The 24,131-nt window shown below is 67.2% G+C and carries 20 protein-coding genes; 14 read left to right on the top strand and 6 right to left on the bottom strand.

Annotated features, from left to right (window positions below):
- Positions 1-55: 55 nt before the first annotated feature.
- The 6 genes from THIARS_RS14960 to flgA form a co-directional block, all read right to left on the bottom strand.
- Positions 56-1,531 carry a flagellin N-terminal helical domain-containing protein gene (locus tag THIARS_RS14960; RefSeq protein WP_094162168.1) on the bottom strand — a complete coding sequence of 492 codons (1,476 nt, stop codon included), beginning with the start codon at positions 1,529-1,531 and terminating at the stop codon, positions 56-58.
- 94 nt (positions 1,532-1,625) lie between these two features.
- Positions 1,626-2,864: a hypothetical protein gene (locus THIARS_RS14955; protein ID WP_141202434.1), complete on the bottom strand. Its 1,239-nt coding sequence runs from the start codon at positions 2,862-2,864 to the stop codon at positions 1,626-1,628.
- Positions 2,861-3,460, bottom strand: coding sequence for a chemotaxis protein CheW (locus tag THIARS_RS14950; RefSeq protein ID WP_186436700.1), 600 nt, complete (start codon positions 3,458-3,460; stop codon positions 2,861-2,863). The genes THIARS_RS14955 and THIARS_RS14950 overlap by 4 nt, the downstream gene beginning before the upstream one ends.
- Positions 3,457-4,890, bottom strand: coding sequence for a hypothetical protein (locus THIARS_RS14945; RefSeq protein ID WP_141202433.1), 1,434 nt, complete (start codon positions 4,888-4,890; stop codon positions 3,457-3,459). Before THIARS_RS14945 ends, THIARS_RS14950 begins: the two co-directional genes overlap by 4 nt.
- 88 nt (positions 4,891-4,978) lie before the next feature.
- The gene (locus THIARS_RS14940; RefSeq protein ID WP_094161583.1) at positions 4,979-5,965 is read right to left on the bottom strand and encodes a diguanylate cyclase; all 987 of its coding nucleotides are present in this window, start codon (positions 5,963-5,965) and stop codon (positions 4,979-4,981) included.
- Positions 5,966-6,190: 225 nt separating this feature from the next.
- Positions 6,191-6,964: a flagellar basal body P-ring formation chaperone FlgA gene (gene flgA / locus THIARS_RS14935; RefSeq protein ID WP_245845941.1), complete on the bottom strand. Its 774-nt coding sequence runs from the start codon at positions 6,962-6,964 to the stop codon at positions 6,191-6,193.
- A 395-nt stretch (positions 6,965-7,359) separates the two neighbouring features.
- Here flgA and flgB point away from each other — a divergent pair, with 395 nt between their 5' ends.
- The 14 genes from flgB to THIARS_RS14865 all read left to right on the top strand — a co-directional run bounded on the left by flgB (position 7,360) and on the right by THIARS_RS14865 (position 24,129).
- A complete protein-coding gene (gene flgB / locus THIARS_RS14930) occupies positions 7,360-7,767 on the top strand; it encodes a flagellar basal body rod protein FlgB (protein WP_094161581.1) in 408 nt (135 codons plus the stop codon).
- Between the two features lie 15 nt (positions 7,768-7,782).
- A complete protein-coding gene (gene flgC, locus THIARS_RS14925; protein WP_094161580.1) occupies positions 7,783-8,199 on the top strand; it encodes a flagellar basal body rod protein FlgC in 417 nt (138 codons plus the stop codon).
- A gap of 18 nt (positions 8,200-8,217) precedes the next feature.
- Entirely contained in the window at positions 8,218-8,916 is a 699-nt protein-coding gene (locus THIARS_RS14920; protein ID WP_094161579.1) for a flagellar hook assembly protein FlgD, read from the top strand.
- Positions 8,917-8,978: 62 nt separating this feature from the next.
- The gene (flgE, locus tag THIARS_RS14915; RefSeq protein ID WP_094161578.1) at positions 8,979-10,214 is read left to right on the top strand and encodes a flagellar hook protein FlgE; all 1,236 of its coding nucleotides are present in this window, start codon (positions 8,979-8,981) and stop codon (positions 10,212-10,214) included.
- A 22-nt stretch (positions 10,215-10,236) separates the two neighbouring features.
- Entirely contained in the window at positions 10,237-10,974 is a 738-nt protein-coding gene (flgF, locus tag THIARS_RS14910) for a flagellar basal-body rod protein FlgF (RefSeq protein ID WP_094161577.1), read from the top strand.
- A 37-nt stretch (positions 10,975-11,011) separates the two neighbouring features.
- The gene (gene flgG / locus THIARS_RS14905) at positions 11,012-11,797 is read left to right on the top strand and encodes a flagellar basal-body rod protein FlgG (protein WP_094161576.1); all 786 of its coding nucleotides are present in this window, start codon (positions 11,012-11,014) and stop codon (positions 11,795-11,797) included.
- Positions 11,798-11,813: 16 nt separating this feature from the next.
- Positions 11,814-12,497, top strand: a complete 684-nt coding sequence (locus tag THIARS_RS14900; RefSeq protein WP_094161575.1) for a flagellar basal body L-ring protein FlgH — start codon at positions 11,814-11,816, stop codon at positions 12,495-12,497.
- A 25-nt stretch (positions 12,498-12,522) separates the two neighbouring features.
- Positions 12,523-13,665, top strand: coding sequence for a flagellar basal body P-ring protein FlgI (locus THIARS_RS14895; protein ID WP_094161574.1), 1,143 nt, complete (start codon positions 12,523-12,525; stop codon positions 13,663-13,665).
- A gap of 12 nt (positions 13,666-13,677) precedes the next feature.
- Complete coding sequence (gene flgJ / locus THIARS_RS14890) at positions 13,678-14,724, top strand: flagellar assembly peptidoglycan hydrolase FlgJ (RefSeq protein WP_094161573.1); 1,047 nt, start codon at positions 13,678-13,680, stop codon at positions 14,722-14,724.
- A 55-nt stretch (positions 14,725-14,779) separates the two neighbouring features.
- Complete coding sequence (locus THIARS_RS14885) at positions 14,780-15,205, top strand: hypothetical protein (RefSeq protein ID WP_094162167.1); 426 nt, start codon at positions 14,780-14,782, stop codon at positions 15,203-15,205.
- Position 15,206: 1 nt separating this feature from the next.
- Positions 15,207-17,207: a flagellar hook-associated protein FlgK gene (gene flgK, locus THIARS_RS14880; protein ID WP_094161572.1), complete on the top strand. Its 2,001-nt coding sequence runs from the start codon at positions 15,207-15,209 to the stop codon at positions 17,205-17,207.
- Positions 17,208-17,227: 20 nt separating this feature from the next.
- Complete coding sequence (flgL, locus tag THIARS_RS14875) at positions 17,228-18,493, top strand: flagellar hook-associated protein FlgL (RefSeq protein ID WP_094161571.1); 1,266 nt, start codon at positions 17,228-17,230, stop codon at positions 18,491-18,493.
- Positions 18,494-18,496: 3 nt separating this feature from the next.
- The gene (locus THIARS_RS14870; protein ID WP_094161570.1) at positions 18,497-22,726 is read left to right on the top strand and encodes a glycosyltransferase; all 4,230 of its coding nucleotides are present in this window, start codon (positions 18,497-18,499) and stop codon (positions 22,724-22,726) included.
- Between the two features lie 110 nt (positions 22,727-22,836).
- A complete protein-coding gene (locus THIARS_RS14865) occupies positions 22,837-24,129 on the top strand; it encodes an EAL and HDOD domain-containing protein (RefSeq protein ID WP_094162166.1) in 1,293 nt (430 codons plus the stop codon).
- The last annotated feature ends 2 nt before the right edge of the window (positions 24,130-24,131 follow it).

The raw sequence follows: 24,131 nt of genomic DNA, 5'->3' as shown, positions 1-24,131 counted from the left end.
ACCCCGGGAAGCCAGGCCTGGCTTCCCGGGGGTCATGCCGTGTCCGCCGTGAAACTTACGGCAGGAGCTTCAGATAACTCTGCTGCAGGGCATTGGCTTGCGCCAGGGTCGAGATGCCGGCCTGCTGCAGGATCTGGTACTTGGACAGCTGCGTCGTCGCCTGGGCGATGTTCGCGTCCTGCACCACGGACTGGGCTGCCTGCAGATTGGTCGCGGTGGTCTGCGAGTTCTGCACCGAAGCCTGGATCCGGTTCTGAATGGCACCGAGCGCGCCGCCTTGCTGGTTCAGGGCGTTGATGGCGTTGTCGATGATGGCGATGGCTTCATTCGCGCCCTGCACCGTGGACACGTTCACGGTCGAGGAGGCCTGCAGCGAGCTGATGTTCGACAACCCGATGTTGGTGCCGCCGCTCAGCGAATAGCCTTGCGTGGATTGCAGTTGGACGAAGCCCTGCACCAGTGCGGTTCCTGCGCCGCTGGTGATGGCTGCCGCACTGCCCGCCTGCAGGGTTCCGCTGCCGCCGAAGCCGGAAATCAGGATGTTCTGGCCCTGGTTCTGGGTCAGCACGACCTGGTTGCTGGAATTGACGCTGGCCGAGACGCCGGTTTGCGCCGTGCTGTTGTTGATCGACGCGACCAGTCCGCTCAAACCGGTCGGGTCGGTGCTGGTGACGTTGGCCGAGATGTTGACGGTGTTGGTCGGGCTGCCGGAGGTGCCGTTGCTCAGGGTGAAGGAGAACGAACCGGTGGTCACGGTGAAGGCCACGCTGGTGTTGGCCGAGGCGCTGACGCCGGTTTGCTGGGTGATCGCGTTGAACGAGGCGGCGATGTTCGCGGCCGATTCATCGGCGGTGACCGCGACACCGCTGGCGCCGGCCGAACCGGAGATCAGCACGTTGCCGGCGGTGAAATTGCCGGCGCCGGCGCTGATGGTGTAGGCCGAACCGTAGCCATTGGACGTCACCGAGCCGCTGGCGCCCGCATACACCGTGCCGCTGGTGCCGATGGTGTTGACACCGATCGCGTTGGCCTGCGAATTGGAGATCGAGACGTTGATCACCTGGTTGGCGTTGGCGCCGACCTGGAATTGCTGGCCGGAGAAGCTGCCGTCGAGGATGTTCTGACCGTTGAACTGGGTTTGCGTGGCGATGGTCTGCACCTGCGCCAGCAATTGCGACACCACGCCCTGCAGGGAAGCCCGGTCCGACGAGGTGTTGGAACCGTTGGCCGACTGGACGGCGATGGTGCGGATCTGCTGCAGCAGGTTGGTTTCGTTCTGCAGCGCGCCGGTGGCGGTTTGCACGAGCGAAACGGCCTGGTTGCCGTTCGACACCGCCTGGTTCAGGCCGTTGATCTGGGTCTGGAAGCGCTGGGCGATGGCGTAGCCGGCGGGGTTGTCGGCGGGGCCGTTGATCTGCTTGCCGGTGGAGAGTTGCTGGATGTAGGTGCTGAGGCTGCTCGACGTGCCGCCGAGGGCGTTCAGCGTGTTCAACGCATTGATGTTGGTGTTGATGATGCCGGAAATGGCCATGATGAAGCTCCTATGGATGGACATGATCCGGCTTCCCTGCCGGAGGCGGGCAAACCTGCCCGCTACCCGGTTGACGACACGGCGCGGCCAGACTTTAGCCCTGCCCTCCGGTGCGGCCCTGCCCGCCCTGGCGCGATCCATCCAACGCCAGCCCATCCAACGCCTGTTTCAGGGCGAGATCCAGGCCTTCCAGCAGCGCCCTGGCTTGCGGTTCGCCGGCGCCCTGCGTTCGGTCCGGCTCCCCTTGCGCCAGCTCGAGTCCCTGCCGCCCCTGGCGCAGGGCCTCCGCCAGGGCCTGCATTTCGTCGCGGGCGGCCTGCCTGACTTCGGCCAGGATGCGGCGTGTTTCGTCGCCGGAGAGGGGCCATGAAGACGGCGCGGTGCTCGCCTTCGGCGCATCGGTGCGGTTTGCGATCGCGTCTTGCGCGCTGCGCGCGGCCTCCTGCAGAGCCATGGCGTCGGCGCACATGGGGTCGAGGTCCTGGATGACCGTGTCCAGCTCAGGATGATCTTCGCCAAGCTCCGGGCCGAGGCGCTCCAGGGCGAGGCGAAAGTTCAGGCACAAGAGCTGCAAGGACTCCGCCAAGCGTCCCGCTTCGTCCACCAGGCGCAAGGCGTTTGCCTCGGGCCGTGACTCCGGCCCGGATTGCGCCGCCGCTGCGGCCTGGGCCGCGGGCTTCGCGGCCGCGGCATCCAGCAGATCCGACAAGGGCTGCAGTGTCGAATCCAGGTTTTCGAGCCCCTGGGCGAGCCGGGCCAGAGCGGGCTGGAGCAAGATCCTGAGCCGTTCGTGGCGAGTCTCCTGAACTGCATCCGGCACCACGGGCATGGCGGCGAGCCCACGCCGGACATCGGCCTGCGCTTGGCGCAAGCGCAGGGCCGCGCTCTCGGCGCTTGCCTGGGCCGCTGCCGCGCGCGCCTGCTCGGCCAGCAGGCGCTGCTCGCAGTCGTCCAGTTCCTGGCGCGAGATGGCGAGTTCTTGTTGCTGGCGGCGCGCGGCGTTGCGCACGTCGTCCAGCAACCCCAGCCACTCCGGCGCCATGTCGGGCAGCGCGGCGCTGGCGCCGCGCGCCAAGTCCCGGGTGGCGAGGCGAAGGCGGCCCAGGTCGATCTTGATGGCCAGGGCAAGATAGAGCGCGAGGAACAGCGTCAGCACCATCCCGCCCCATAGCGCGATCCCGGCCAGGGACCAGGTGGCGGCGACCTTGGCCGGAAGGCTTGGCCCTGCGGACAAATTCGTGGCCGCGTGATGCCCCAGCCACCACACCAGCAGCATCCAGGCGCTGCAAAGCAGCCACATCAGGAACAGGGACCGCATGGGAGAGATTTTCATGGGACGTCCTTCGGATGATGCGGCAGGCTCGGGCCTGCCGCTGCGGGATGGTTCGAGATGAGGCTCAGGCAGCCTTCCCACAAAGTTTGCACATGCAGCATGGCGCAGACCTCGCCGCTCACGCCGCCCGGTGTCGGCAGCAGGGCGAACATGGCGTTCCAGGGAGGCGGCAGGCCGGGACGCACGGCGATCCAGCCTGGCTCCGGAGAGGCGATGCGCTGGAACCCGCGCACGGCATCCACCAGCAAACCCCAGGCCTGCTCCCGCTCATGCCCATGACACACCAGGAGGCGGGACGCGGCCTGCCCCAGGCTCGGTCGCAGGCCCAGGCAGGCCCCCAGATCCAGCACGACCAGGGCGGTGTCGTGCCAGGCGAGCAGGCCTGGACAGCGCGCGTCGCGCCCCGGCAGCGGGGCCATGCCCGGCGGGCGCAAAACCGATCGGACCTGCCGGCTGTCGACGGCGCAGGCTTGGCCATCCACCTCGAATGCGAGCCAGTTCGCCGTCCTGGAAAACGACGCGCCGAAGCCGTCGCCCGTCGGCCAGTCGCGCGCGTCTGCCGGCACGGGGATGCCGGCCAGCTTAGGCATGCTCATGGCCCACGGCATTCCTCGGCCGCTCCCAACATGCCGGCCAAGGACGGCAGGGCCAGCAGCAAGGCCATGTCATGGCCAGACTGCCTCGGCAAAACGGCGGCCGCCTCGATGCCGTGGCGGCCGCCGATCTGGGGCGGGATCGACCAGAAGTGCAAGGTCCGCGCCGGCAGGCACGCGTCGACGCGCAAGGCGAAAAACCGTCCGCCGTGCTGCAGCAGCAGGCTGCAGCCCTCGGCCTCCGCCGGCCCACCCCAGTCCCCATCCAGTGTCAGCACCGGCACCGCGCCCTCCTCCGTCAGCAGGAGTCTGTCGCCGCGCGGCAGTTGCCAGTCCTGGCCATCGCGCGGAACCAGGCCGAGCACCTTCGTCGCCGGAAGCGCGAGTAACCAGTGTCCCAGGCGGGCCAGGCGCACCTCGATGCGCGCGTTCCAGGGCTGCGCGTGCCCGGCCGCGGCAGGCCCGCTTTCGCCCGGCGCCGCCGGCATGTCGTCATCGCGCGATGGCGCTGCGGGTGCGATGCCGGGCGCCGTCCCGGACGCATCGCCTTGCGGGACGGCCGTGTCGCCGGCCGGTGCGCCCGCAGTGTCCGGCCGCGGCGGCTCCGGCGCGCCGTTCGCCGGGGCGCGCGCAAGGCGGTCGGCTTCCAAGGCTTCTCGCAGCGATCGCCAGCTCTCGATCTGTTCGCGTAACAAATCCGGAATCTCGGACAGGCGCTGCAGCAGGGGTTCGCCCAGGGCGAGCATCGCAGGCCCAGCCGGGGGCGGTGGGGGCCCGGCCGTGACATTCGCCTCCACGGCCAGCCGGGGTTGCGGCGCCAGGTCCGGTGCCGAAGCAAGGGGCGGTTCGGAAGGCGCAACGGGCTCGGCCGGGTCGGGGAGCGTGGCGTCGGGCTTGCCGAAACTCGCCGGCTGCGGCACGGCGTTCTCCACCCCTTCGGCAGGCCGGAGGGCATCGGCGTCCGGCGCCAGCAAGGCTGCGCCGGGCGCTTGCGGCCGTTCGCCGGACGCGCTTGCGGGCGGTTCCACAATCTTGTGCTCCTGGGCGTCAGCAGCCTGCATGGGGGGCTTTGCGCGCGCGGGAAGCGCGGGCGCGGAGGCGGCGCGCAACTGGCGGCGCAAACCGGCGACGACCTGCTCCAGCAAGGGCCACTGCACCGGCCGCCCGCCACCGACTTGCGGCAACTGCCGCAGCAGCTCTTGTTCGCCCTGGCGGCAAAGCGCGGACATCGCGTCCAGGCCGAGAAACTCGGCGCCGATCCGGATGCCGCGCAAAGCCTCGCCTGCGTGCCCAAGCGCCTGCAGCGTCTCCGCGGCGCTGCTTGCCTCGCGCAAGGACCGCTCGAATACGGCGAGAAAGGCCGTGGCGTCCTGCGTGAAGGCTGCCATCAACTCGGCGGGCGTGGCCTGGGCGAGATTCACCATGCGCTCCATCGCCTATCCCAGCCCAGGCGGGGAGGCCCGGGCGCCATCGGCCAGATCTGCATGGCTCAAGCCTCGAGGCCAGCCTGCTGGCGCGCACTCATGCGTCGCACGGACCGTCGTCGCACGCCGGGCCGGGTGCTGCACTTACGCACGCCTTGGCTTCATAGAGTCTGGCGTCGGCCTCCTCCAGGGATTGCGCGATGGTCTTCCCGACCTCCAAGGCGGCGACGCCCGCGCTGAACCGCGCATGCAGGAACCGCCCCTGGATGCACAGCAGGGCCTGCTCGGCCAAGCGCTCGCGCAAGCGGCCGATTACTGCGGTGGCCTGCTCGACGCCGGCTTGCGGCAGACACAGGATGAATTCGTCGCCTCCGTAGCGGAACGCGGTGTCGTAGGGGCGCAAAGCGCCGCGCAAGACATCGGCGAACGCCGCCAGATACGCATCCCCGACCATGTGGCCATAACGGTCGTTCACAGGCTTGAGCCGGTCCAGGTCGATCAGCACCAGCGTGCAGGGTTGGGCGTGGCGCCGCAAACGCGCATGTTCCGAAAGCAGGCGTTGTTGCAACGCGCGACGGCCCGGCAAACCGGTCAGCAAGTCCAGCCCGGCCTTGTGCACGCTCAGGGCGACTTCAAGGTCGGCCAACTGCTGCAGGGCCGCCAGTCCTCGTTCCACCAGTTCGTCATAAAGACACAGGGTCTCGGGCTGCGATTTGCATGCCGCAGCGAATTGCGTGACCAGCTTGTCGATCTGTGCGAATTGCGCCATCAGCTCGGCTTGCATGTTCCCCACATCGGGGGCGCCGTCGGGCAGATCCGTGGCCTGCCGCAAGCGCTGCGCGATGGCCTCCACCGGCAGGGCGGCGACGGCGCGAGGATGGTCGCGGTAGGCGCCCTGACGCAGGCAGCGCTGCAGCCAGGAGGTCAGCAGGCTCCGGGCGTCCCGCATCGCGTCCGACTGTTGCGTGACTTGCTCGGTGGCGCGCTTTGCGTCGCCAAGGACGGATCTTGCAGGCCCTTCGGCGGACAAACCTTGGAAGGAATGCGAATTTCGGATGACGTATTCGGCAGCCAGGGCGGACATGGTGCGCAGCTCCTCGGGGATGGACGCCGAGGATAAGCAAGCCGGGTGCCAGCAGCAGGGCCGTGTTTCGTGCCTAAATGGCTCGGTATTCCATGATTTTTATTCTGCGATTCATCCGAAAAATAGGATATCGATGAGAGATGATCGGCTTTCCGGCGGGTGCGTCATGCTTTTGACGTCAGCCGAGGCGAAGGAAAGCTCCGCAAAAACAACGAATCTCCACCGTCACGGCTGCATCGCCACCAGGATTTGTCCCGAAGCGTCGACCACGCCGCTGACCACCCGACCGGATTGAACATTACGTGCCAGGATGGTCTGGCCTTGGCGGCCGTTTTCCATGGCCTTGCCCAGCGCCACCAGACGTACGCCCTGCCCCTGCGCCACGAGCGAGACGGACTGGCCGTCATGAACAAGTTGTGGTCCGGCGAGCATGCTTTGCGTGATGCTCTGCCCGGCCGCGACGCTGTACTGCAGTACCTGGCCGACGGCGGCAGCCGGCGCGGTCAGCGCGCCAGCCGGCAGGCTGGCGAGGTCGCGTTGCACCACGGCCAGGTCTGCCTCGGCCAGCACATGCCCGGCGGAAAGCGCCCGTGCCGCCACCACCGCGCCTTGCGGCATGGCCACTTGCACGGGCAGATACAGCGACCACGCCTGCGGCGCCGCGCAACTGACCTCCACGGTTTGCGCGCCGAAGGGATTGGCGGCCCCGAAGTTCTGCGCCTGCAGGCGGGCGCAGCGCGGGAAATGCAAACCGGCCGCCGGCCCCTGGACGGTGACGCGCGCATCGCGCGAGGCCTCGGGCAGACGGCCGCGCACGAACTGTTCGACCACCTGGCGAATGCTGTCACCCGACTCCCAGGCGGTGACTTGTTTCGCGGCGGCCAGGCTGAGGCCGAACGGTGCGGCCAGCAGCACGAGGGCGGCCCACCGGGCCAGATGCCGCGCCAGGGCGTGCCGGTGTCCATGGCGTGTTGCGAAACCGTACCGAGCCGATGCCACGAAAAATCTCTCCAACGTTGTCCGCTTGCGGCGGCTGGCGGTGCCCGCACCGCGCGAGACGGCCTCGCGACGGGTGTACCGCCCGCCTTTCAGCAGCAAGGTCCGTACCACGCGACGGACAGCGGCGCGCACGTCCAGCAGTGGGCGCCAATCGCCTTGCATCGAACCTGCCCGGCCGGTTGATGGCTGGCAGACCGCGGCGCCCGGGGGGACAAGGCCTTGCCGCCCCAGCGGCAAGGCCTTGCCGCTGGGGGAGACCTGCCACGCCCTGCGGCGGGGGCCAAGTCGGTTTGCCTAGAGAGCCGGCGCCTGTGGCCGTGGCATGGCGTGTCTTTCGGGGATGACACTGGCACGCTTCGTGCAGAAGACTGGGCAACCGCAACTGAATCGCAGCCATGCCATCCGCTCTCGACCAAGCCTTCGCCCCGCTGCAGACCGCGCTCAATCTGCGCGGCTACCGCCAGCAGTTGCTGGCCGCGAACATGGCCAATGCCAACACGCCGCATTACAAGGCGGTCGATCTGGATTTCTCCGCGGCGCTGCGCAGCGCACTCCAGGGTCAGGCTGCCGGCTTGCCGCTGAAGGTGGAGCAAAGCCGCCAGATGGCGGCTGGCGGCGCGAGCAATCCGGCCGCGAGCTTCGTCGCTTACCAGGCCGGCAACACCGTGCGCCTGGATGGCAACTCGGTGGACATGAGCCGCGAGCAGGCCAGCTTTCAGAAGAACAGTATCCAGTATGAAGCCGATCTCACCTTCCTGACCGGCAAGATCAAGATGCTGACCTCCGCCATCACCGGCAACTGATTCCGAGCAAACGCCATGTCCCTGTTCAACGCCCTCGATGTCGCCAACTCCGGCCTGAACGCCGAGAGCTACCGTCTCAACGTGGTCGCCAGCAATCTGGCGAACGCGAATTCGGCCACCAGTTCCAACGGCCAGCCCTACCGTGCCCGCGAAGTGGTGTTCGCCGCGCAGCCGCTATCCGGCCCGGGCGTTCCGGCGGGCGTCAACGGCGTACAGGTGGCGGGGGTGGTGGAAAAGCCGGGCCCGATGAAAATGGTCTATGACCCCGGCAATCCGCTGGCCGACAAGCAAGGCTATGTGGCTTTTCCCAACGTCAACCCGGTCGACGAGATGGTCAACATGCTGTCCGCCTCGCGCGCCTACCAGGCCGACGTGAACGTGATGAACACCACCAAGAACCTGTTGTTGAAGACCCTCACCCTGGGCCAGTAAGCCCCAAGGACGCGCACCATGAGCACATCTCCCATCGGCAGCAACGCCTTCCTCGCGTCGCTGCAATCGAGCAGCACCAGCGGCACCTCGGGCAGCGCCACGAGCGGCTTGGGCGGGCTGGCCGACGTCAACACCTTCTACAAGCTGCTGGTCACCCAGTTGACCAACCAGGATCCGATGAATCCCCTGACCAATCAGGATCTGTCAGCCCAGTTGGCGCAGTTCAGCACGGCCAGCGGGGTGCAGTCGATCCAGGCCTCGATGGCGGCCTTGACGGCCCAGCTGTCGCAATCGCAAGGTTTGCAGGCGGCGAATCTGGTGGGCCAGACGGTGGTGTTCGACAACAACTCCATCAACCTGGGCGCCAGCGGCGGCACGGCGGGCGGCTTCACCCTCGCCAGTCCGGCGCAGAACGTGCAGGTGCAGGTGATCAACAACGCCGGCCAGACCGTGCGCACGCTGCAGGTGGGAGCCTTGCCCACGGGCGTGCAGACCTTTACCTGGGACGGCAAGGACGCCAGCGGCAACACCGCCCCGGCCGGCAGCTATACGTTCAATGTCCAGGCCACGGATGCGAATGGCCAGGCCGTCGCCGCCGTGCCGTTCGGTACCGGCACGGTGCAGTCGGTCTACCTGAACGGCAGCAGCGGCCCGGCCTTGCAGATCAAGGGACAAAGCGGCACGGTGCCGCTGTCCAGCATCCAGGGCGTGATGTAAGCGCGCCTGCAGCCGACCCGGCCAACACACACCTCCACCCATCCAGTCATTCGGGGTCATCGATGAGCACCTTCCAAACCGCACTCTCCGGCCTGCAAGCCGCCTCGACCGACCTGCAGGTCATGGGCAACAACATCGCCAACGCGAACACGGTGGGTTTCAAGCAGTCCAACGCCCAGTTCGCCGATGCCTACGCCTCGGCCATCGCCGGCACCTCGCCGCAATACGGGCAGATCGGCATCGGCACCTCGGTGCAGACCGTGGCGCAACAGTTCTCCCAGGGCAACATCCAGACCAGCGCCAACCCGCTCGACATCGCCATCAACGGCCAGGGCTTTTTCCAGTTCAACTACGACGGCGCCACCGTCTACGGGCGCAACGGCCAGTTCCAGATCGACAAGAACGGCTACGTCGTCGACGCAGCCGGCGGTCAGCTCATCGGCACCCCGGCGGTCAGCGGCGCGCTCACGGGCGGCACCGGACCCCTGCAGATCACCGCCACCACGCTGGCGCCGCAGGCCACCTCGGGCATCGGCATCAGCCTCAACCTGGATGCCGGCGCCACGCCGATCGCCAGCGGCACGGCCTTCAACATCAACGATCCCACCACCTACAACTATTCCACCAGCACCACGGTGTACGACAGCCTCGGCGCGTCGCACCTCATGTCGACCTACTACCAGCTCACGTCGGGCGCGACCCCGACCTGGAATGTGTACTACGCGGTCAACGGCACCACGACCTCGGGCGGCGTCACCTCCGGCTCCTTCGGCACCCTGCCCTTCACGTCGACCGGCGCCGTCAGCGGAACCGTCAGCGGCACCATCGCGGGCATCACCTGGGCCGACGGCGCCTCGACCAGCAGCATCGCGCTGAACTATGCCGGCTCGACCAACTACAGCGCGCCGTCAGCGGTGACCAACATCACCGACAACGGCTACGGCGTGGGCCAGCTCAGCAATCTGTCGGTCGACCCCACGGGCGTGGTGTTCGGGCGCTACACCAACGGCCAGTCGGCCATCCTGGGGCAGATCACCCTGACCAACTTCAAGGCGCCGCAGGGCCTGCAGCGCATGGGCAACAACTATTACGTGGCGACCTATCAGTCGGGACAGCCGCTGACCGGATCGCCCGGCAGCGCCGGCCTGGGCTCGCTGCAGGCCAGCGCGGTGGAACAGTCCAACGTCGACCTCTCCACCCAGCTGGTGAACCTGATCGTCGCGCAACAGGCCTACCAGGCCAATGCACAGACCATCAAGACCCAGAATCAAGTCGTGCAGACCTTGCTCACGCTGTAAAGACGCGCCGCGCCACTGAACCATGGACACCTTGTGGATCGCCGCCACCGGCGCACGCACCATCCTGCAACAGCAGGCCGTGGTCACCAACAATCTGGCCAACGTCAACACCACGGGTTTTCGTGCCGGACAAGCCCAGTTCCGCGCCCTGCCCGTCTATGGCGAGCCGCAGCCGAGCAACGCCTATGTGGTGGCCCAGGGCCAGAGCGCCGATCTGCGCGAAGGCCCGATCAACCACACCGGGCGCAACCTGGACGTTGCGATTCAGGGGGCCGGCTGGATTGCCGTGCAGACCGCCAATGGCGAAACGGGCTACACCCGCAACGGGGACCTGCAGGTCTCCAGCAGCGGCATACTCACCACCAGCGACGGCCATCCGGTCCTTGGCCAAGGGGGGGCGCCGATTTCGCTGCCGCCGCTGGAATCGGTGCAGATCGGGGCCGACGGCACCATCTCCGGCATTCCGGCTGGAGGCCAACCCAATGCCATGGTCGTGGTCAACCGCATCCGGCTCGTCAACCCGCCTGCCGCACAGATGCAGCGCGGCGCCGACGGCTTGTTCCGCGACACCCAGGGGCCCGCGCCGCACGACGGCAGGGTGCAACTGGCCGTCGGTGCGCTGGAGGGCAGCAACGTCAACCCGGTGCAGGCCATGATCCAGATCCTGGACAACACCCGCGCCTTCGAGATTCAAACCAAACTGATGCAGACCGTGGACCAGAACCACCAGGCCGCCTCGCAACTGCTCGTCGTGAGCTGACGCGCAACCCACGCCTCCAAACGAAAGAGACCTCACCATGATCCGCTCGCTGTACGTGGCCAAGACCGGCCTGGAAGCCGAACAGACCCGCATGGACGTCATCGCCAACAACCTGGCCAACGTCAACACCACCGGCTTCAAGGGCGCGCGCGCCGTGTTCCAAGACCTGCTCTACCAGAACCTCACCCAGCCCGGCGCGCAATCGTCGCAAAGCACCCAATACCCCTCCGGCCTGCAGCTGGGCACGGGCGTGCGCCCGGTGGCCACCGAGCGGCTGATGACCCAGGGCAACCTGACGCAGACAGGCAACTCGCTGGACGTGGCCATCAACGGCCAGGGTTTCTTTCAGGTGCTCAAGCCCGACGGCACCATCGCCTACACGCGCGACGGCACCTTCCAGCTCAACAACCAGGGCCAGCTCGTCACGTCCAGCGGCTACCTGCTGCAACCCACCGTCACCGTGCCCGCCAGCGCCCAGACCATCACGATCGGCAACGACGGCACGGTCTCGGTCACCCTGCCCGGCCAGTCCTCGCCGCAGCAGGTGGGCTCGCTGCAACTGGCCAGTTTCGTCAACCCGACCGGGCTGCAAAGCATCGGCGACAACCTCTACCTGCAGACCGGTTCGTCGGGCGCGCCCAATACCGGCCAACCCACGCTCAACGGCCTGGGCTCGGTGCAGCAGGGTTATCTGGAATCGTCCAACGTGAATGTCGTGGCCGAATTGGTCGACATGATCTCCACGCAGCGCGCCTACGAGGTCAACAGCAAGGCCGTGCAGGCGTCCGACCAGATGCTGCAGTACGTCAACAACAACCTGTGATGCAAGGCCGGCCGTGATGCAATTTCTCCGCGTTCTGCTCGTCGCCGTGCCGGGTCTGATGCTCGGAGCCTGCGCCACGTCGCCCCAGCACGCGGCAGACGGCCAGCTCAAGCCCCTGCCCATCCCGGCCGTTCCGGAGCCGATGAACGCGCATGCCGCCAACGGTTCCATTTGGCAGCCGGGCACCAACGTGGCCCTGTTCGAGGACACGCGCGCGCACAGAGTGGGCGACCTGATCACCGTGCTGATCCAGGAAAACGCCAACGCCACCAAGACCACCAACACCACCATCAACAAATCGGACAGCATCAGCGCCGGCCTCACCAGCTTCTTCGGCGTGGTGCCCACGCTGGGGGCCTACAGCCCGAGCATCGGCGCCAACTCGGCGCAGAAATTCGGCGGCAATGGCGCCACCGCGCAAAGCAACACCTTCACCACGACCCTGCAGGCCACGGTTGTCCAGGTGATGAGCAACGGCAATCTGGAAATCTCGGGGCAGAAGGAAGTGATGCTCAACGGCGGACACGAATACATCCGCGTGGTCGGCGTGGTGCGCTCGGCCGACGTTTCACCGCAAAACACCGTCTCCAGCATCCAGATCGCCAACGCCCGCGTGGAGTACAGCGGCAACGGCAGCGTGTACGAAGCCGCCAAGGTGCCGTGGCTGGCGAGTTTCTTCCTTTCCCTGTGGCCGTTCTGAACGGCGCCGCCGACTGCGCACCATCATGCAAACCGCACGCACCCCGCACACCCTGTACGCCAAAGCCCTGGCATCGGCGCTTTGCGCCCTGGCCCTGCTCGCCCCCGGTGCGCCAGCACGGGCCATGGTCATCCGCGACCTCACCAGCGTGCAGGGCGTGCGGGTCAACCAGCTCGTGGGCTATGGCCTGGTGGTCGGCCTGTCCGGCACCGGCGACCAGGCCACCCAGGTCCCCTTCACCACGCAGTCGCTGCTCAACATGTTCCAGCGCCTGGGCATCAACCTGCCTCCGGGCGTGGCGTCCAACCTGCAGCCCAAGGACGTGGCCGCGGTGATGGTCACTGCCCAGCTTCCGCCTTTCTCGCTGCCGGGGCAGACCATCAACGTCACGGTGTCCGCCGTGGGCAATGCGTCCAGCCTGGCCGGCGGCACGCTGCTGATGACGCCGCTCAAGGGTGCAGACAGCCAGACCTACGCCATGGCGCAGGGCAATATCGTGGTCAGCGGCTACGGCGCCTCGTCGGGCGGCAGCACCACCCAAACCAATTTCCTCACCGCCGGCACGGTGGCCAATGGCGCCACCGTCGAGCGCACGGTGGCCAGCAGCTTCGACCAGGCCGGCCCGCTGACCCTGGCGCTCAACACGCCGAGCTTCGGCACGGCGAGCCGCATCGCCGATCGCATCAACCAGCATTTCGGCCCCAACACCGCCATGGCCCTGAATGCCGGCACGGTGCAGGTCCAGGCACCCGCCAACCCGGGGGCGCGCACCGGCTTTCTCGGCAGCCTGGAAGCGCTGGATGTGACGCCCGAAGCGCCGCCGGCCAAGGTCGTGATCGACGCGCGCAGCGGAACCGTGGTGCTGGGCCAGAACGTCACGCTGGGCGCTTGCGCGGTGGCCCATGGCAATCTGTCAGTCACCATCAACACCCAATACGAGGTGAGCCAGCCCAACCCGCTGGGCGCCGGACAGACGGCCGTCGTGCCGCAAACCCAGGTCAAGGCCAAGGCCGACAAGGCGAATCTGCTGATGTTCAACCCTGGCGTGACCCTGGAAGCCGTGGTGCGCGCGCTCAATGCCGTGGGCGCCACGCCGAGCGACCTGATCGCCATCCTGCAGGCGATGAAGGCGGCCGGCGCGCTGCACGCCCAGCTCGACGTCATCTGAACAAACCGGGCGATGAACACACCATCCCTTCCGGCCGCGCCGCTGCCGCCCACGGTTCCCGCCGCGGCGAACAGCCTGTCCTTCCAGGGCCTGAACCAGCTCCAGGCCGCAGCCAAGGCCGATCCGCGCAATCCGCAGGCCATCAAGGCGGTGGCGCAGCAGTTCGAGGCGCTGCTGATGCAGCAGATGCTCACGGCGATGAACGCCACCAGCCTCGGGCCGGACCTGCTGGGCGACACCTCGGGGCCGATGTTCAAGTCGCTGTTCACCCAGCAGATCGCCACCACCATCAGCCAGGGCCAGGGCATCGGCCTGGCGAGCTACCTGGCCAAGGAACTGGCCACCCGCTACGGCTCTGCCGCGCAGGAAAAAATCTCCGCATCGCCCGTGAGCCAAGCGCCTGCGGCCTCGGGCGCCGCCGCCCCGCACCCGGTGACATGGCCGGTGCCGGCGCGCGACGCCGCGCTCTCCGCTGCGGCGCTCGCGCCGCAGGGCCGGCCGAGCGCATCGGCCGCGACGGAGCCGGGGACGGCAAGCGTCCAGGCTTCCACCGCGCAGACGCCTTTTGCCGACAAGGCCCGGGCCTTCATCCAGTCCATCCTGCCCAGCGTGCAGTCGGCGGCCGCGGCGCTCGGCGTCAGTCCGGTGGCCATCCTCGCCCAGGCCGCACTGGAAACCGGCTGGGGCAGCCATGCGCCCGGCAACAATCTGTTCGGCATCAAGGCCGGCGGGAATTGGCAGGGGGCGTCGTTGTCGGGGCTCACGCAGGAATTCGCCGGCGGCGTGGCGCAGATGGGGGAAGCCGCGTTCCGCGCCTATCAGAGCGCTGCCGACAGCGTGCAGAACTATGCGCAAATGATGCTCGGTTCGCCGCGCTACCAGAGTGTGCGCGGCCACGGCGGCGACATCGCCGGGTTTGCTTCCGCGCTGCAGCACAGCGGCTATGCCACCGATCCTGATTACGCGCGCAAGCTGCTTGCCGTCGCGCAGAGCCCGACCATGCGCCAGGCCCTGGCCGCCGTGGACCTCGCGACAGGCTCAAGTTTGGCCACACCGTGACGTTATCGCCATGGAAGAGCACTTTCCCCCCAACCGCGATGCAGGCCTGAACGCGATGACCCTTCCCACCGCCGCCACGGACGAAGTCCGGCTCGTCGCCGCGCTCACCGACGTGCTGCGGCAGCAACGGCAAACCCTGCTGGACCGCGACCCTGCCGGCCATCTGCCAACGGCGCAGGTCGGCAGCGGCACGGCTGCCGGTCTGCTCGCGCCGATCTGGCAGCCTTTGCTCGACGAACTCCAGGTTTGCGCCGAACACTGGCAGAAACAGCCGGCCGCAGCTTCGCGAGCTTCGGCCGAGCTGACCGCGCGGGTCAACGCCCTGCGCCAGGAATACGAGGGATTGCAGCACACCCTCACCGTCTGGAGCGCGGCGATCGAGCAGGCCATCGCGCAGTCGGCGCAGCGTCCTCCCGAACCGGTGTACGGCGTCGCCTACGGCCATGCCTCGCCGCAGCGGCAGACCCTGGGGCGAGGCTGACATGTCGGGCATCAGCGGTCTCGTCGGCAATGCCCTCACCGGCCTGCAAGCCGCCCAGCAGGCCTTGCAGGTCACGGGCAACAACATCGCCAACGTCAACACGCCGGGCTACAGCCAGGAAACGGCGGTGCAAACCACGCAGCCGCCCTCGCTGCTCGGCGGCCTGTATCTCGGCAACGGCACGCAGATCGAGGCGGTCACGCGCAGCTACAACAGCTATCTGCAGTCCCAAGTCTGGAGCACCACGGCCACCGCCAGCGGGGCGAACACCCTGAGCACCCAGCTGCAACCCATCGTCAATCTGCTGGCGGGAACCAGCGCGGGCATGAGCACCGCGATCAACCAGTTCTTCGCCAGCGGCGTGGCCCAGGTCGCCGCCAATCCGGCCGACATGCCGTCGCGGCAGAGCATGCTGAGCCAGGCCCAGAGCCTGGCGCAAACCTTTCAGAGTTCGGCGCAACAACTGCAGGACGCGGCCAATGGCGTGAATCAGCAGATCGGGCAGAGCATCACCTCGATCAACAGCCTGACGCAGCAGATCGCCCAGCTCAACGTCAAGATCAACACCCTGTCCGACGGCTCGGGCGCCACCCCCAATGCCCTGCTGGATCAGCGCGACCAGCTCATCACCCAGTTGTCGTCGCAAGTCGGCGTGACCGTGCTGCAGCAGGGCAACAACCAAGTCAGTGTGTTCACCGGCAACGGCCAGGTGCTGGTGGCCGGCAACCAGTCCTACGACCTGAAGGCCGTGTCGAACCCCTACGATCCTTCGCAGACCGAGGTGGCCTACGCCAGCACCGGCGCCATCATTTCCCAAGGACTGCAAGGCGGCACGATCGGCGGGCTGCTGCAGTTCCGCAGCCAGGTGCTGCAGCCGGCGCAGAACGCGCTGGGGCGCATCGCCGACGGTCTGGCGCAACAGATCAACCAGCAGCAGGCGCAGGGCCTGGACCTCAACGGCCAGTTCGGCGCCCCCCTGTTCCAGGCCGGCCCGGTGCAGGTGCTGGCGAACGCCGCCAATGCGGGCAGCGCCGTGATCAGCGGCAGCGTGATCGACGCCAACCAGCTCACCGCGGCCGACTACAAGCTGGCCTACGACGGCACCAACTGGACCGCCACCAATCTGTCCACCGGCCAGGCCGCCACGCTCACGGCGACCACCTCGGGCAGCGTCACGACCCTTGCCTTCGATGGCGTGCAGGTCAAGGTCAGCGGCGCCCAGGCCGGCAACAACTTCGAGGTGCTGCCCACGCGCTATGGCGCGCTCAACTTCCAGTCGGTGCTGAACAACCCATCCGGCATCGCCGCCGCGTCGCCCTATGCCAGCAGCGCCGGGCAACTGCAATCGGGCAGCATCGTCAACACCAATCTGGGCAATCTGACCCTGTCCGCCGGGCAGTACAGCGCCACCAGCGGCGCAGGCTCGGTGCTGGTCGGCGGCGTCGCGGTCCCCACCGCGCTGCAGGTCACGCTGACCAGCGGGGGCACCAGCGGATCGGTCGGCTTCCAGGTGACGCAGCCCGGCTCGACCACCGTCTTGGCCAGCGGCAGCCTGACGCTCGGCAGCAGTGGCACGACCCTCGCCATACCTTATGCCAGCACACCTCCCGGGGGCTACTGGACGGTGAACCTCAGCGGCAGCACGGCTGTTTCGGGCGATGCCTTCACGCTTTCCGCTGCCGGCCCCGGCAACGGTGGCAACGCCCAGGCCATGTTCGCGCTGCAAACGGCCAAGACCCTCGAAGGCGGCACGGCATCGTTCGAGGGGGCCTACTCCCAACTCGTCAGCCAGGTGGCCACGCAAGGCAACCAGGCGCAAAGCGCGCTGAGCGCCGCCAGCGCGGTGGCCCAGCAGGCCACGGCCTCGCAGCAGGCGGTTTCCGGCGTCAATCTGGACCAGGAAGCCACCAACCTCATCAAGTATCAGCAGGCGTACCAGGCGGCGGCCAAGGCCATCCAGGTCGGCAACAGCCTGTTCCAGTCGCTGATTCAGGCGCTGTAGATCGAGCCAGGGAGCACGTCATGCGCATCAGCACACCGCAGTTCTACGCCGCCAGCCTGAGCGGCATCCTCAACCAGCAGAACACGCTCAACACCCTGAGCCAGCAGCTGTCGACCGGAAACGCCCTGGTCAACCCGTCGGACCAACCCGTGGCCGCGGCGCAGAACGTCACGCTCACCGGGCAGATCAACCGGCTGACCAGCTACCAGCAGAACGGCCAGAACGCGCAGAACGCGCTGCAGCTCGAAAGCTCGACCCTGCAAAGCGTGGGCACCCTGGTCAACCAGGTGCGGCAACTCGCCGTGCAGATGAACAACGGCACCGTCAACACGCAGGACCTGCAAAATGCCGCGGCCACCATGCAGGGCTATCTGCAGCAGTTGGTGCAGTACGGCAATACGCAGGATGGCCAGGGCAACTACCTTTTCGCCGGCAGCAAGAGCCAGACCCAGCCCTTCTCCCTGCAGCCCAACGGTCAGGTGCAGTATCTGGGCGACGGCAGCCAGAACCAGCTGGCCCTCGGCCCCAGCCTCCAGACCCCCATCGGCGATCCGGGCAGCGCGCTGTTCATGAACGTGCCGGGCGGCAATGGAACCTTCTCCGTCGGCGCTTCCGGCAGCAACACGGGCAATGCCACCGCCGGGCCGGGCAGCGTCGGCAACCCCGCCCTCGCCCAGCAGGTGCTGCTGGTGGACGGCACGCAATACCAGATCAGCTTCAGCGGCACGGCCGCAAGCGGCGGCACGCTCAGCTATACGGTCACCAGCGGCACCGGCTCGAGCTTGGCCGCGTCGGGGGTGGTCAGCAGCGGCACGTATACCGCCGGCATGAGCATCAGCCTGCCGCCCGGCAGCGGCGCGGCCATCAGCGTCCCCTTCCAGGGCACGCCAGCGGCAGGCGACACGTTCACCATCGCGGCCGCCGGTCCGCAAAGCCTGTTCGCCACTTTCCAGGCGCTGCAGCAGGCCTTCAGCGCCACGGCGCAAACCTCGGGCGCGAACGCCCAGCGCGCCCAAGCCATCAGCAACGTCCTGGCCAGTCTGGACCAGAACCAGACCCATCTGCTCAGCGCCCAGGCCGCCATCGGCAGCAGGCTGCAGCAGGTGCAGGCCGTGCAGACCCAGAACGCCAGCCTGACGCTGCAACTGCAAACCCAGCAGTCGCAACTGGCCGACATCAACTACCCTCAGGTCATCTCCCAGTACCAGCAAAGCCTCACCGCACTGCAGGCGGCGCAAAAGGCATTCACGCAGGTGCAAGGGCTCAGCCTGTTCCAATACATCTGACACATGACATCGAGCCAGACCCATCTTTGGGAGTCCATCGACAGCGCCGAAGATACCGGGATCGGGGCTTATCACAGCAACCCACGCGCTGATCTGCTGAGTCTATTGCGGCAACCTCCACGCCGGGTCCTCGACGTGGGCTGCGCCTCCGGCGCGATGGGGGCTTGGCTCAAACGGCAATTCCCCAATGTGGAACTCTGGGGCATCGAGGCCAATCCCCATGTCGCGCGGCAGGCCCAGACGCACTATCACCGCGTCATGGCGGGCTTGCTGGAAGACGTCGATCTGGCCGCTCAGGGACTGCAAGCCGCAAGCCTCGACACCCTGGTCCTGGCCGATGTCCTCGAGCACATGCGCAACCCATGGCGCGCGCTGCACGCCTTGCGGCCCTGGCTGTCGGAGGACGCACAGGTTCTGATCAGCCTTCCCAACGCCCGCAACCTCTGGCTGCTCAACGAGCTGGCCGAGGGCCGCCTGACCTACGAGGCGTCCGGCATTCTCGACATCACCCATCTGCGCTTCTTCACCCGCGACGAAGGGCAGCGCATGCTGGAGCAGACGGGCTACACGGTCGAGGCCGTCAGCTACGGACCGGATAGCCGTTTTTTCCAGACTCCGCGCCCGGCCGCCTTTCCCGCCAACCTCGAAACCGAGCATCTGGTGCTCAAGAACGTCGATGCCGACGAGTACCAGCAGCTCATCAGCCTGCAGATTTTTTATCGCGCCCGCCCGCAACCCGACCAGTCCCGCGTATTCATTCCGACCCGCGCCGCCGCGCCGGCGTCCACCGCTCCCGCCGAATCCCGCGTGTTGCGCGCCGGCCAGCAGCAAGGCACGGGAACGGCCGTCCTGCTGCACCTCTACTACCCCGAACTCTGGCCCGAATTCGCCCGGATGCTGGCCGCCCTACCCGAGCCCAAGGATCTGTATATCTCGCTCAGCGCGGGGCGCGAGGATGTCCTGGACGACATCGCGCGCGACGCCCCGCAGGCTTTTGTTCTCAGCCACCCCAACCGGGGCCGTGACATCGCACCGCGCCTGGCCTTGTTGCGCCATGCGCGCACGCAGCGCTATGCGCAGTTGCTGTTCGTTCACGGCAAGAAATCGCCCCACCTCCGCGAGGTCCAGAACATCCAGATCCCCTTCCTCCAGCATCGGGACGGTGATCGCTGGCGCCAGGAGCTGATGGCCGCGCTGCTGGGAACGGCGCAACAGGCCCAGTCCGCTTTCGCGCGCAATCCCAGGCTAGGATTGATCGGGCCTGCGGGCTTCTGGCTCGGCCTGCGCGGCGACCCCAATCTGCCACGCCTGGCCGGGCTGACACAACGCATGGGCATCGCCCCCGATGTCTCGCGCCATGGCTATTTCGCCGGGTCCATGTTCTGGTGCCGCCCCCAGGCGTTGGATCCCCTGCTGGCCCTGAACCTGGGCGAAGCCGATTTCGACGCGGAGGAAGGCCAGACCGACGGAACCTTGGCGCATGCCGTGGAGCGATTGTTCGCACTGAGCGCCGAGAAAGCCGGTTTTCAGATTGCCGATACCGCTGGCAACGTCCTGGCCGAACCTCCACGCCCCATCCAACCCTGGCTGCCCGAAGGCCGCTGGCTGCCGCGGGAAAAAGACTGGGCGCTGCAGGCCATCGGCAACTGGGCCAGCGCCCAGCCGTCTCCGCCGCGATTCGCCCTTGCCTTGCTCCCGCATGCCACGCTGCCGGCCCAGGCCTCGGCTGCCAGCTTCGACACCCAATGGCTCGGCGGACAGGCTCTGAACCTTCCGCAAGCGGAATCGGCCGTTGCACTGCTGCATGCGGCCAACCAAGCGCTGATAGACAGCGGTGCGGATTGGCTGGGCCTGGTCGACGCCGGCGACCAGCTCGCGCCCGACGCGCTGTTCCGCATCGCCCATGCCGTGCGCGAGCATCCCGAGTGGCAGCTGGTCTATACCGACGAGGACAACCTCACGCCGGACGGCCAGCATGTGAACCCGCATTGCAAGCCGGATTTCAACCTCGACTATCTGCGCAGCCTGCCCTATATCGGCGGGCTGATGCTGGTGCGGCGCGACCTGTTCGAGGCCTTGGGCGGCTTCGACGCCGCGCACGAAGGCGCCGAGGACTACGACCTCGTCCTGCGCGCCTGGGAGCATCTGCGCGCCAACGGGGCCGGGGACGTCGCCATCGGCCATGTGCCCGAGGTGCTCTACCACCGCCTGCAGGGATCGGGACATACGCAGAAGTCCGTGCCGGAGATCCTGGCAGCCGGTCAGTCGGCCCTGGAGCGGCATTTCCAGCGCCTGGGCATCGCCGCGACGGTCCAGCCCGGACCATTCCCGCCGGCGTTCCGCGTCCACTGGCCCTTGCCGCAAGACAGGCCACTGGTGTCCATCGTGGTGCCGACGCGCGACCAGTTGCCCATGCTGCAGCGCTGCATCGAGTCGCTGATCGAGAAGACGCGCTGGCCGCGCTACGAAATCCTCATCGTCGACAACGACAGCCAAGCCGACGATGCCTGCAAATACCTGGCCGCGATCGAGGCCAAGGAAGCCGAGCTCGGCGACCGTCTGCGCGTGATCCGCCAGCCCGGCCCGTTCAATTTCTCGGCGATGAACAACGCCGCGGCGCGCGCGGCGCGCGGCGACTATCTGCTGCTGCTGAACAACGACACGGCGGTGCTGCACGAGGACTGGCTCGACGAGATGATGGGCCATGCCCTGCGCCCGGACGTGGGCATCGTCGGCGCCAAGCTGCTGTACCCGGACGGCAAGATCCAGCACGCCGGCGTGGTTCTCGGCATGCGCGGCCCGGCCGAGCACCCCTTCATCGCCCGCGCGCCGGAAAACCGCGGTTATTTCGGCCGCGCCCAGCTGACGCAAAACTACTCCGCCGTCACGGGCGCATGCCTGCTCGTGCGCAAGAGCGTTTACGAACAGGTCGGAGGCTTGGACGAAAGCGCCTTCAAGGTCTCGTACAACGACATCGACCTCTGCCTGAAAGTCCGTGAGTCCGGCCTGCGCATCGTCTGGACGCCTTATGCCCTGTTGATGCACGAAGGCTCGGCAAGCCAGAAAGGCAAGGTTGAATCCAAGCCCGACGAAGCCAAGCTCAAGCGCTTCGCCGCCGAGAAGGACGCCATGTACGCCAAATGGCTGCCGAAGCTGGCTTTCGACCCGGCCTACAACCGCCATCTCAGCCTGGCCAGTACGGACTTTCTGCTCGAAGATCAGCCGCCGCTGAGCTGGGACCCGGCCTGGCGCCCGCGCCCGCGCCTGCTGGTGCACTCGGCGGACCGCGAGGGCTGCGGTGAATACCGCATCATCGCGCCGATGCGCGCGCTCAACCGCGCCGGCCTGACCCAGGGCTGGGAAACCATGCGTCTGTACGAGCCGGCCGAAATGCAGCGCATGCAGCCCGACAGCCTGGTGGTGCAGCGCCAGATGGAATGGCCGCAGATCGAGGCGCTGGAACGGCATGCCCGCACCAGCCGCGCCTTCCGCGTGTTCGAGATCGACGACCTGATCACCAACTTGCCCTTGAAGAGCGTGCACAAGAGCACCATCCACAAGGACATCGCCAAGCGTTTCCGCAAGGCCGCCAGCCTGTGCAACCGGCTGGTGGTGGCGACCGAACCGCTGGCCAAGGCCTACGCGGGTTTCAGCGACGAAGTCTTGGTGCAACCCAACTACCTGGAAGCCGCGCGCTGGGGGCAGCTTCAGCCGGCTCGCGCCGAGCGCGCCAAACCCCGCGTGGGCTGGGCCGGCGGCATCGGCCACACCGGCGATTTGGAAATCATTGTCGACGTCGTACGCGATACCGCATCGGAAGTGGACTGGATCTTTTTCGGCATGTGTCCTGAAGCACTCAAGCCGCTGGTCAAGGAATTCCACCCCGGCATCCCGCTGGACCAGTACGCGGCCAAGCTGGCCAGCCTGGATCTGGATCTGGCCGTGGCTCCGCTGGAGGACAACGCCTTCAACGAGGCCAAGAGCCATCTGCGCCTGCTCGAATACGGCATCCTCGGCTACCCGGTCATCTGCTCCGACCTCTTCCCCTACCAAGGCGATTTTCCCGTCACGCGCGTGGCGAACCGCTACCGCGACTGGCTGCGCGCGATTCGCGACGCCGTGGCCGACCGTTCGGCCCTGCGCGCCCAGGGCGACGCGCTGCGCGCCAAGGTTCGCGCGAACTGGATGATGGAAGACCACCTGGACACCTGGCTTCGCGCATGGACCGCCTGAAGCCCCGGCGCAACAACATCCATACGGGCCGCGCCCACGGGGCTTCGGGCTGATAGCATCGAAGCCGAAATCAATACGTGTGACGGCGCCCAGCCGTGCCCGACTCCAGCATGCAATCACCTCCCGAACCCGCCACACAAACGCCGGACAGCGTGCCGCCCGACAGCGCCGCCGAGGACGGCTACACCTATATCGCGCGCCAGCCCATCGTCGACCGGCAGCAGCAGATCGTGGGCTACGAACTGCTGTCGCGCGCGTCGGCCACCAGCACCCAGGCGCCCAGCACCCACACCCGCGTCTCGGACGCCACCTTCCTGTTCAACGCGCTGTCGAACATCACCTCGGAAAATCTGTTCGGCGACAAACTCGCCTTCATCAACGTTCGCCTCGAAGACCTCAGCGGCGAGCACTTCGACATCGTCTACCCCGAGCGCATCGTGCTTGAAGTTCCGCGCGCCGCAGGTGACGACCCGCAAAGCATCGCCGAGGCCGTTCCCCGCATGCAGGAACTGCGCGAACGCGGCTTTCGTCTCGCCGCCGGAACCTTCGCCGCCGCAAGCGCGTATGCGGCGTGGATGCCAGCGCTGAATTACCTGAAGATCGACGTCAAGGCCCTGCCTCCCGGCATCGTGCCGGCGCTGCGGCGCAAGACCGAACAGTTCCATCAACTCAAGTTCATTGCCGAGAAAGTCGAGTCCGTCGAGGCCTTCCGCGAGTACCACGAGTCCGGTTTCCATTACTTCCAGGGCTACTACTTCGCCCGGCCGCAAACGGTCAGCGCCAAGGTGTTCAACCCGGCCTACACCACGGTCCTGCAGCTCATGGACCTGGTCAACAAACAGGCCGAGGTTCCGCGCATCGAGGAGGTGCTCAAGCGCGACCCGGCCCTGTCGTTCAAGCTGCTGCGCTATATCAACTCCTCGGGTTTCGGCCTGATGTCCGAGATCAATTCGTTCCGCCACGCGGTGATGATCCTCGGCTACAAGAAGCTGTTCCGCTGGCTGGTGCTGCTGATGGCCACGACACCCGGCAACAGCACGGCGCCGGCCATCGCGCGCACGGCCATCACGCGCGGTCGCATGATGGAGCACATGATGCAGGGTTCGCTGTCGGCCGACGATGCCGACAACGCATTCATCGTCGGCGTGTTTTCGATGCTCGACGTCATGCTGGGCGTTCCGTTGGACAAGGCCCTCGAGGAAATTTCCCTGTCGGACCCCATCGTCATGGCCCTGAAGCATCGCCATGGAGCCTATGGGCCCTATCTGCAGATCGCGGAAGCCTGCGAACGGCAGAACTGGGACGATGTCGATCTGCAGATCCGCCTGCTGGGCCTGAGCCGCAAGCGTGTCTCCGCCGCCCATCTCGAAGCCCTCGCCTGGGCGGAAAACCTGGGAATCTGATG

It is taken from the genome of Thiomonas delicata, from assembly GCF_900088825.1.
Lineage (GTDB): Bacteria > Pseudomonadota > Gammaproteobacteria > Burkholderiales > Burkholderiaceae_C > Thiomonas_A > Thiomonas_A delicata.
This window is presented reverse-complemented; position numbering and strand designations above follow the sequence as displayed.

Excerpts from the sequence above, each read along its gene's own strand:
- THIARS_RS14900 (WP_094161575.1), top strand. The coding sequence starts at position 11,814 with ATGCAATTTCTCCGCGTTCTGCTCGTCGCCGTGCCGGGTCTGATGCTC.
- THIARS_RS14940 (WP_094161583.1), bottom strand. The coding sequence starts at position 5,965 with ATGTCCGCCCTGGCTGCCGAATACGTCATCCGAAATTCGCATTCCTTC.
- THIARS_RS14960 (WP_094162168.1), bottom strand. The coding sequence starts at position 1,531 with ATGGCCATTTCCGGCATCATCAACACCAACATCAATGCGTTGAACACG.
- THIARS_RS14945 (WP_141202433.1), bottom strand. The coding sequence starts at position 4,890 with ATGGAGCGCATGGTGAATCTCGCCCAGGCCACGCCCGCCGAGTTGATG.
- THIARS_RS14920 (WP_094161579.1), top strand. The coding sequence starts at position 8,218 with ATGAGCACATCTCCCATCGGCAGCAACGCCTTCCTCGCGTCGCTGCAA.
- THIARS_RS14950 (WP_186436700.1), bottom strand. The coding sequence starts at position 3,460 with ATGAGCATGCCTAAGCTGGCCGGCATCCCCGTGCCGGCAGACGCGCGC.
- THIARS_RS14865 (WP_094162166.1), top strand. The coding sequence starts at position 22,837 with ATGCAATCACCTCCCGAACCCGCCACACAAACGCCGGACAGCGTGCCG.
- THIARS_RS14870 (WP_094161570.1), top strand. The coding sequence starts at position 18,497 with ATGACATCGAGCCAGACCCATCTTTGGGAGTCCATCGACAGCGCCGAA.
- flgC (WP_094161580.1), top strand. The coding sequence starts at position 7,783 with ATGTCCCTGTTCAACGCCCTCGATGTCGCCAACTCCGGCCTGAACGCC.
- flgB (WP_094161581.1), top strand. The coding sequence starts at position 7,360 with ATGCCATCCGCTCTCGACCAAGCCTTCGCCCCGCTGCAGACCGCGCTC.
- THIARS_RS14885 (WP_094162167.1), top strand. The coding sequence starts at position 14,780 with ATGACCCTTCCCACCGCCGCCACGGACGAAGTCCGGCTCGTCGCCGCG.
- flgL (WP_094161571.1), top strand. The coding sequence starts at position 17,228 with ATGCGCATCAGCACACCGCAGTTCTACGCCGCCAGCCTGAGCGGCATC.
- flgK (WP_094161572.1), top strand. The coding sequence starts at position 15,207 with ATGTCGGGCATCAGCGGTCTCGTCGGCAATGCCCTCACCGGCCTGCAA.
- flgE (WP_094161578.1), top strand. The coding sequence starts at position 8,979 with ATGAGCACCTTCCAAACCGCACTCTCCGGCCTGCAAGCCGCCTCGACC.
- THIARS_RS14895 (WP_094161574.1), top strand. The coding sequence starts at position 12,523 with ATGCAAACCGCACGCACCCCGCACACCCTGTACGCCAAAGCCCTGGCA.
- flgJ (WP_094161573.1), top strand. The coding sequence starts at position 13,678 with ATGAACACACCATCCCTTCCGGCCGCGCCGCTGCCGCCCACGGTTCCC.
- flgG (WP_094161576.1), top strand. The coding sequence starts at position 11,012 with ATGATCCGCTCGCTGTACGTGGCCAAGACCGGCCTGGAAGCCGAACAG.
- flgF (WP_094161577.1), top strand. The coding sequence starts at position 10,237 with ATGGACACCTTGTGGATCGCCGCCACCGGCGCACGCACCATCCTGCAA.
- THIARS_RS14955 (WP_141202434.1), bottom strand. The coding sequence starts at position 2,864 with ATGAAAATCTCTCCCATGCGGTCCCTGTTCCTGATGTGGCTGCTTTGC.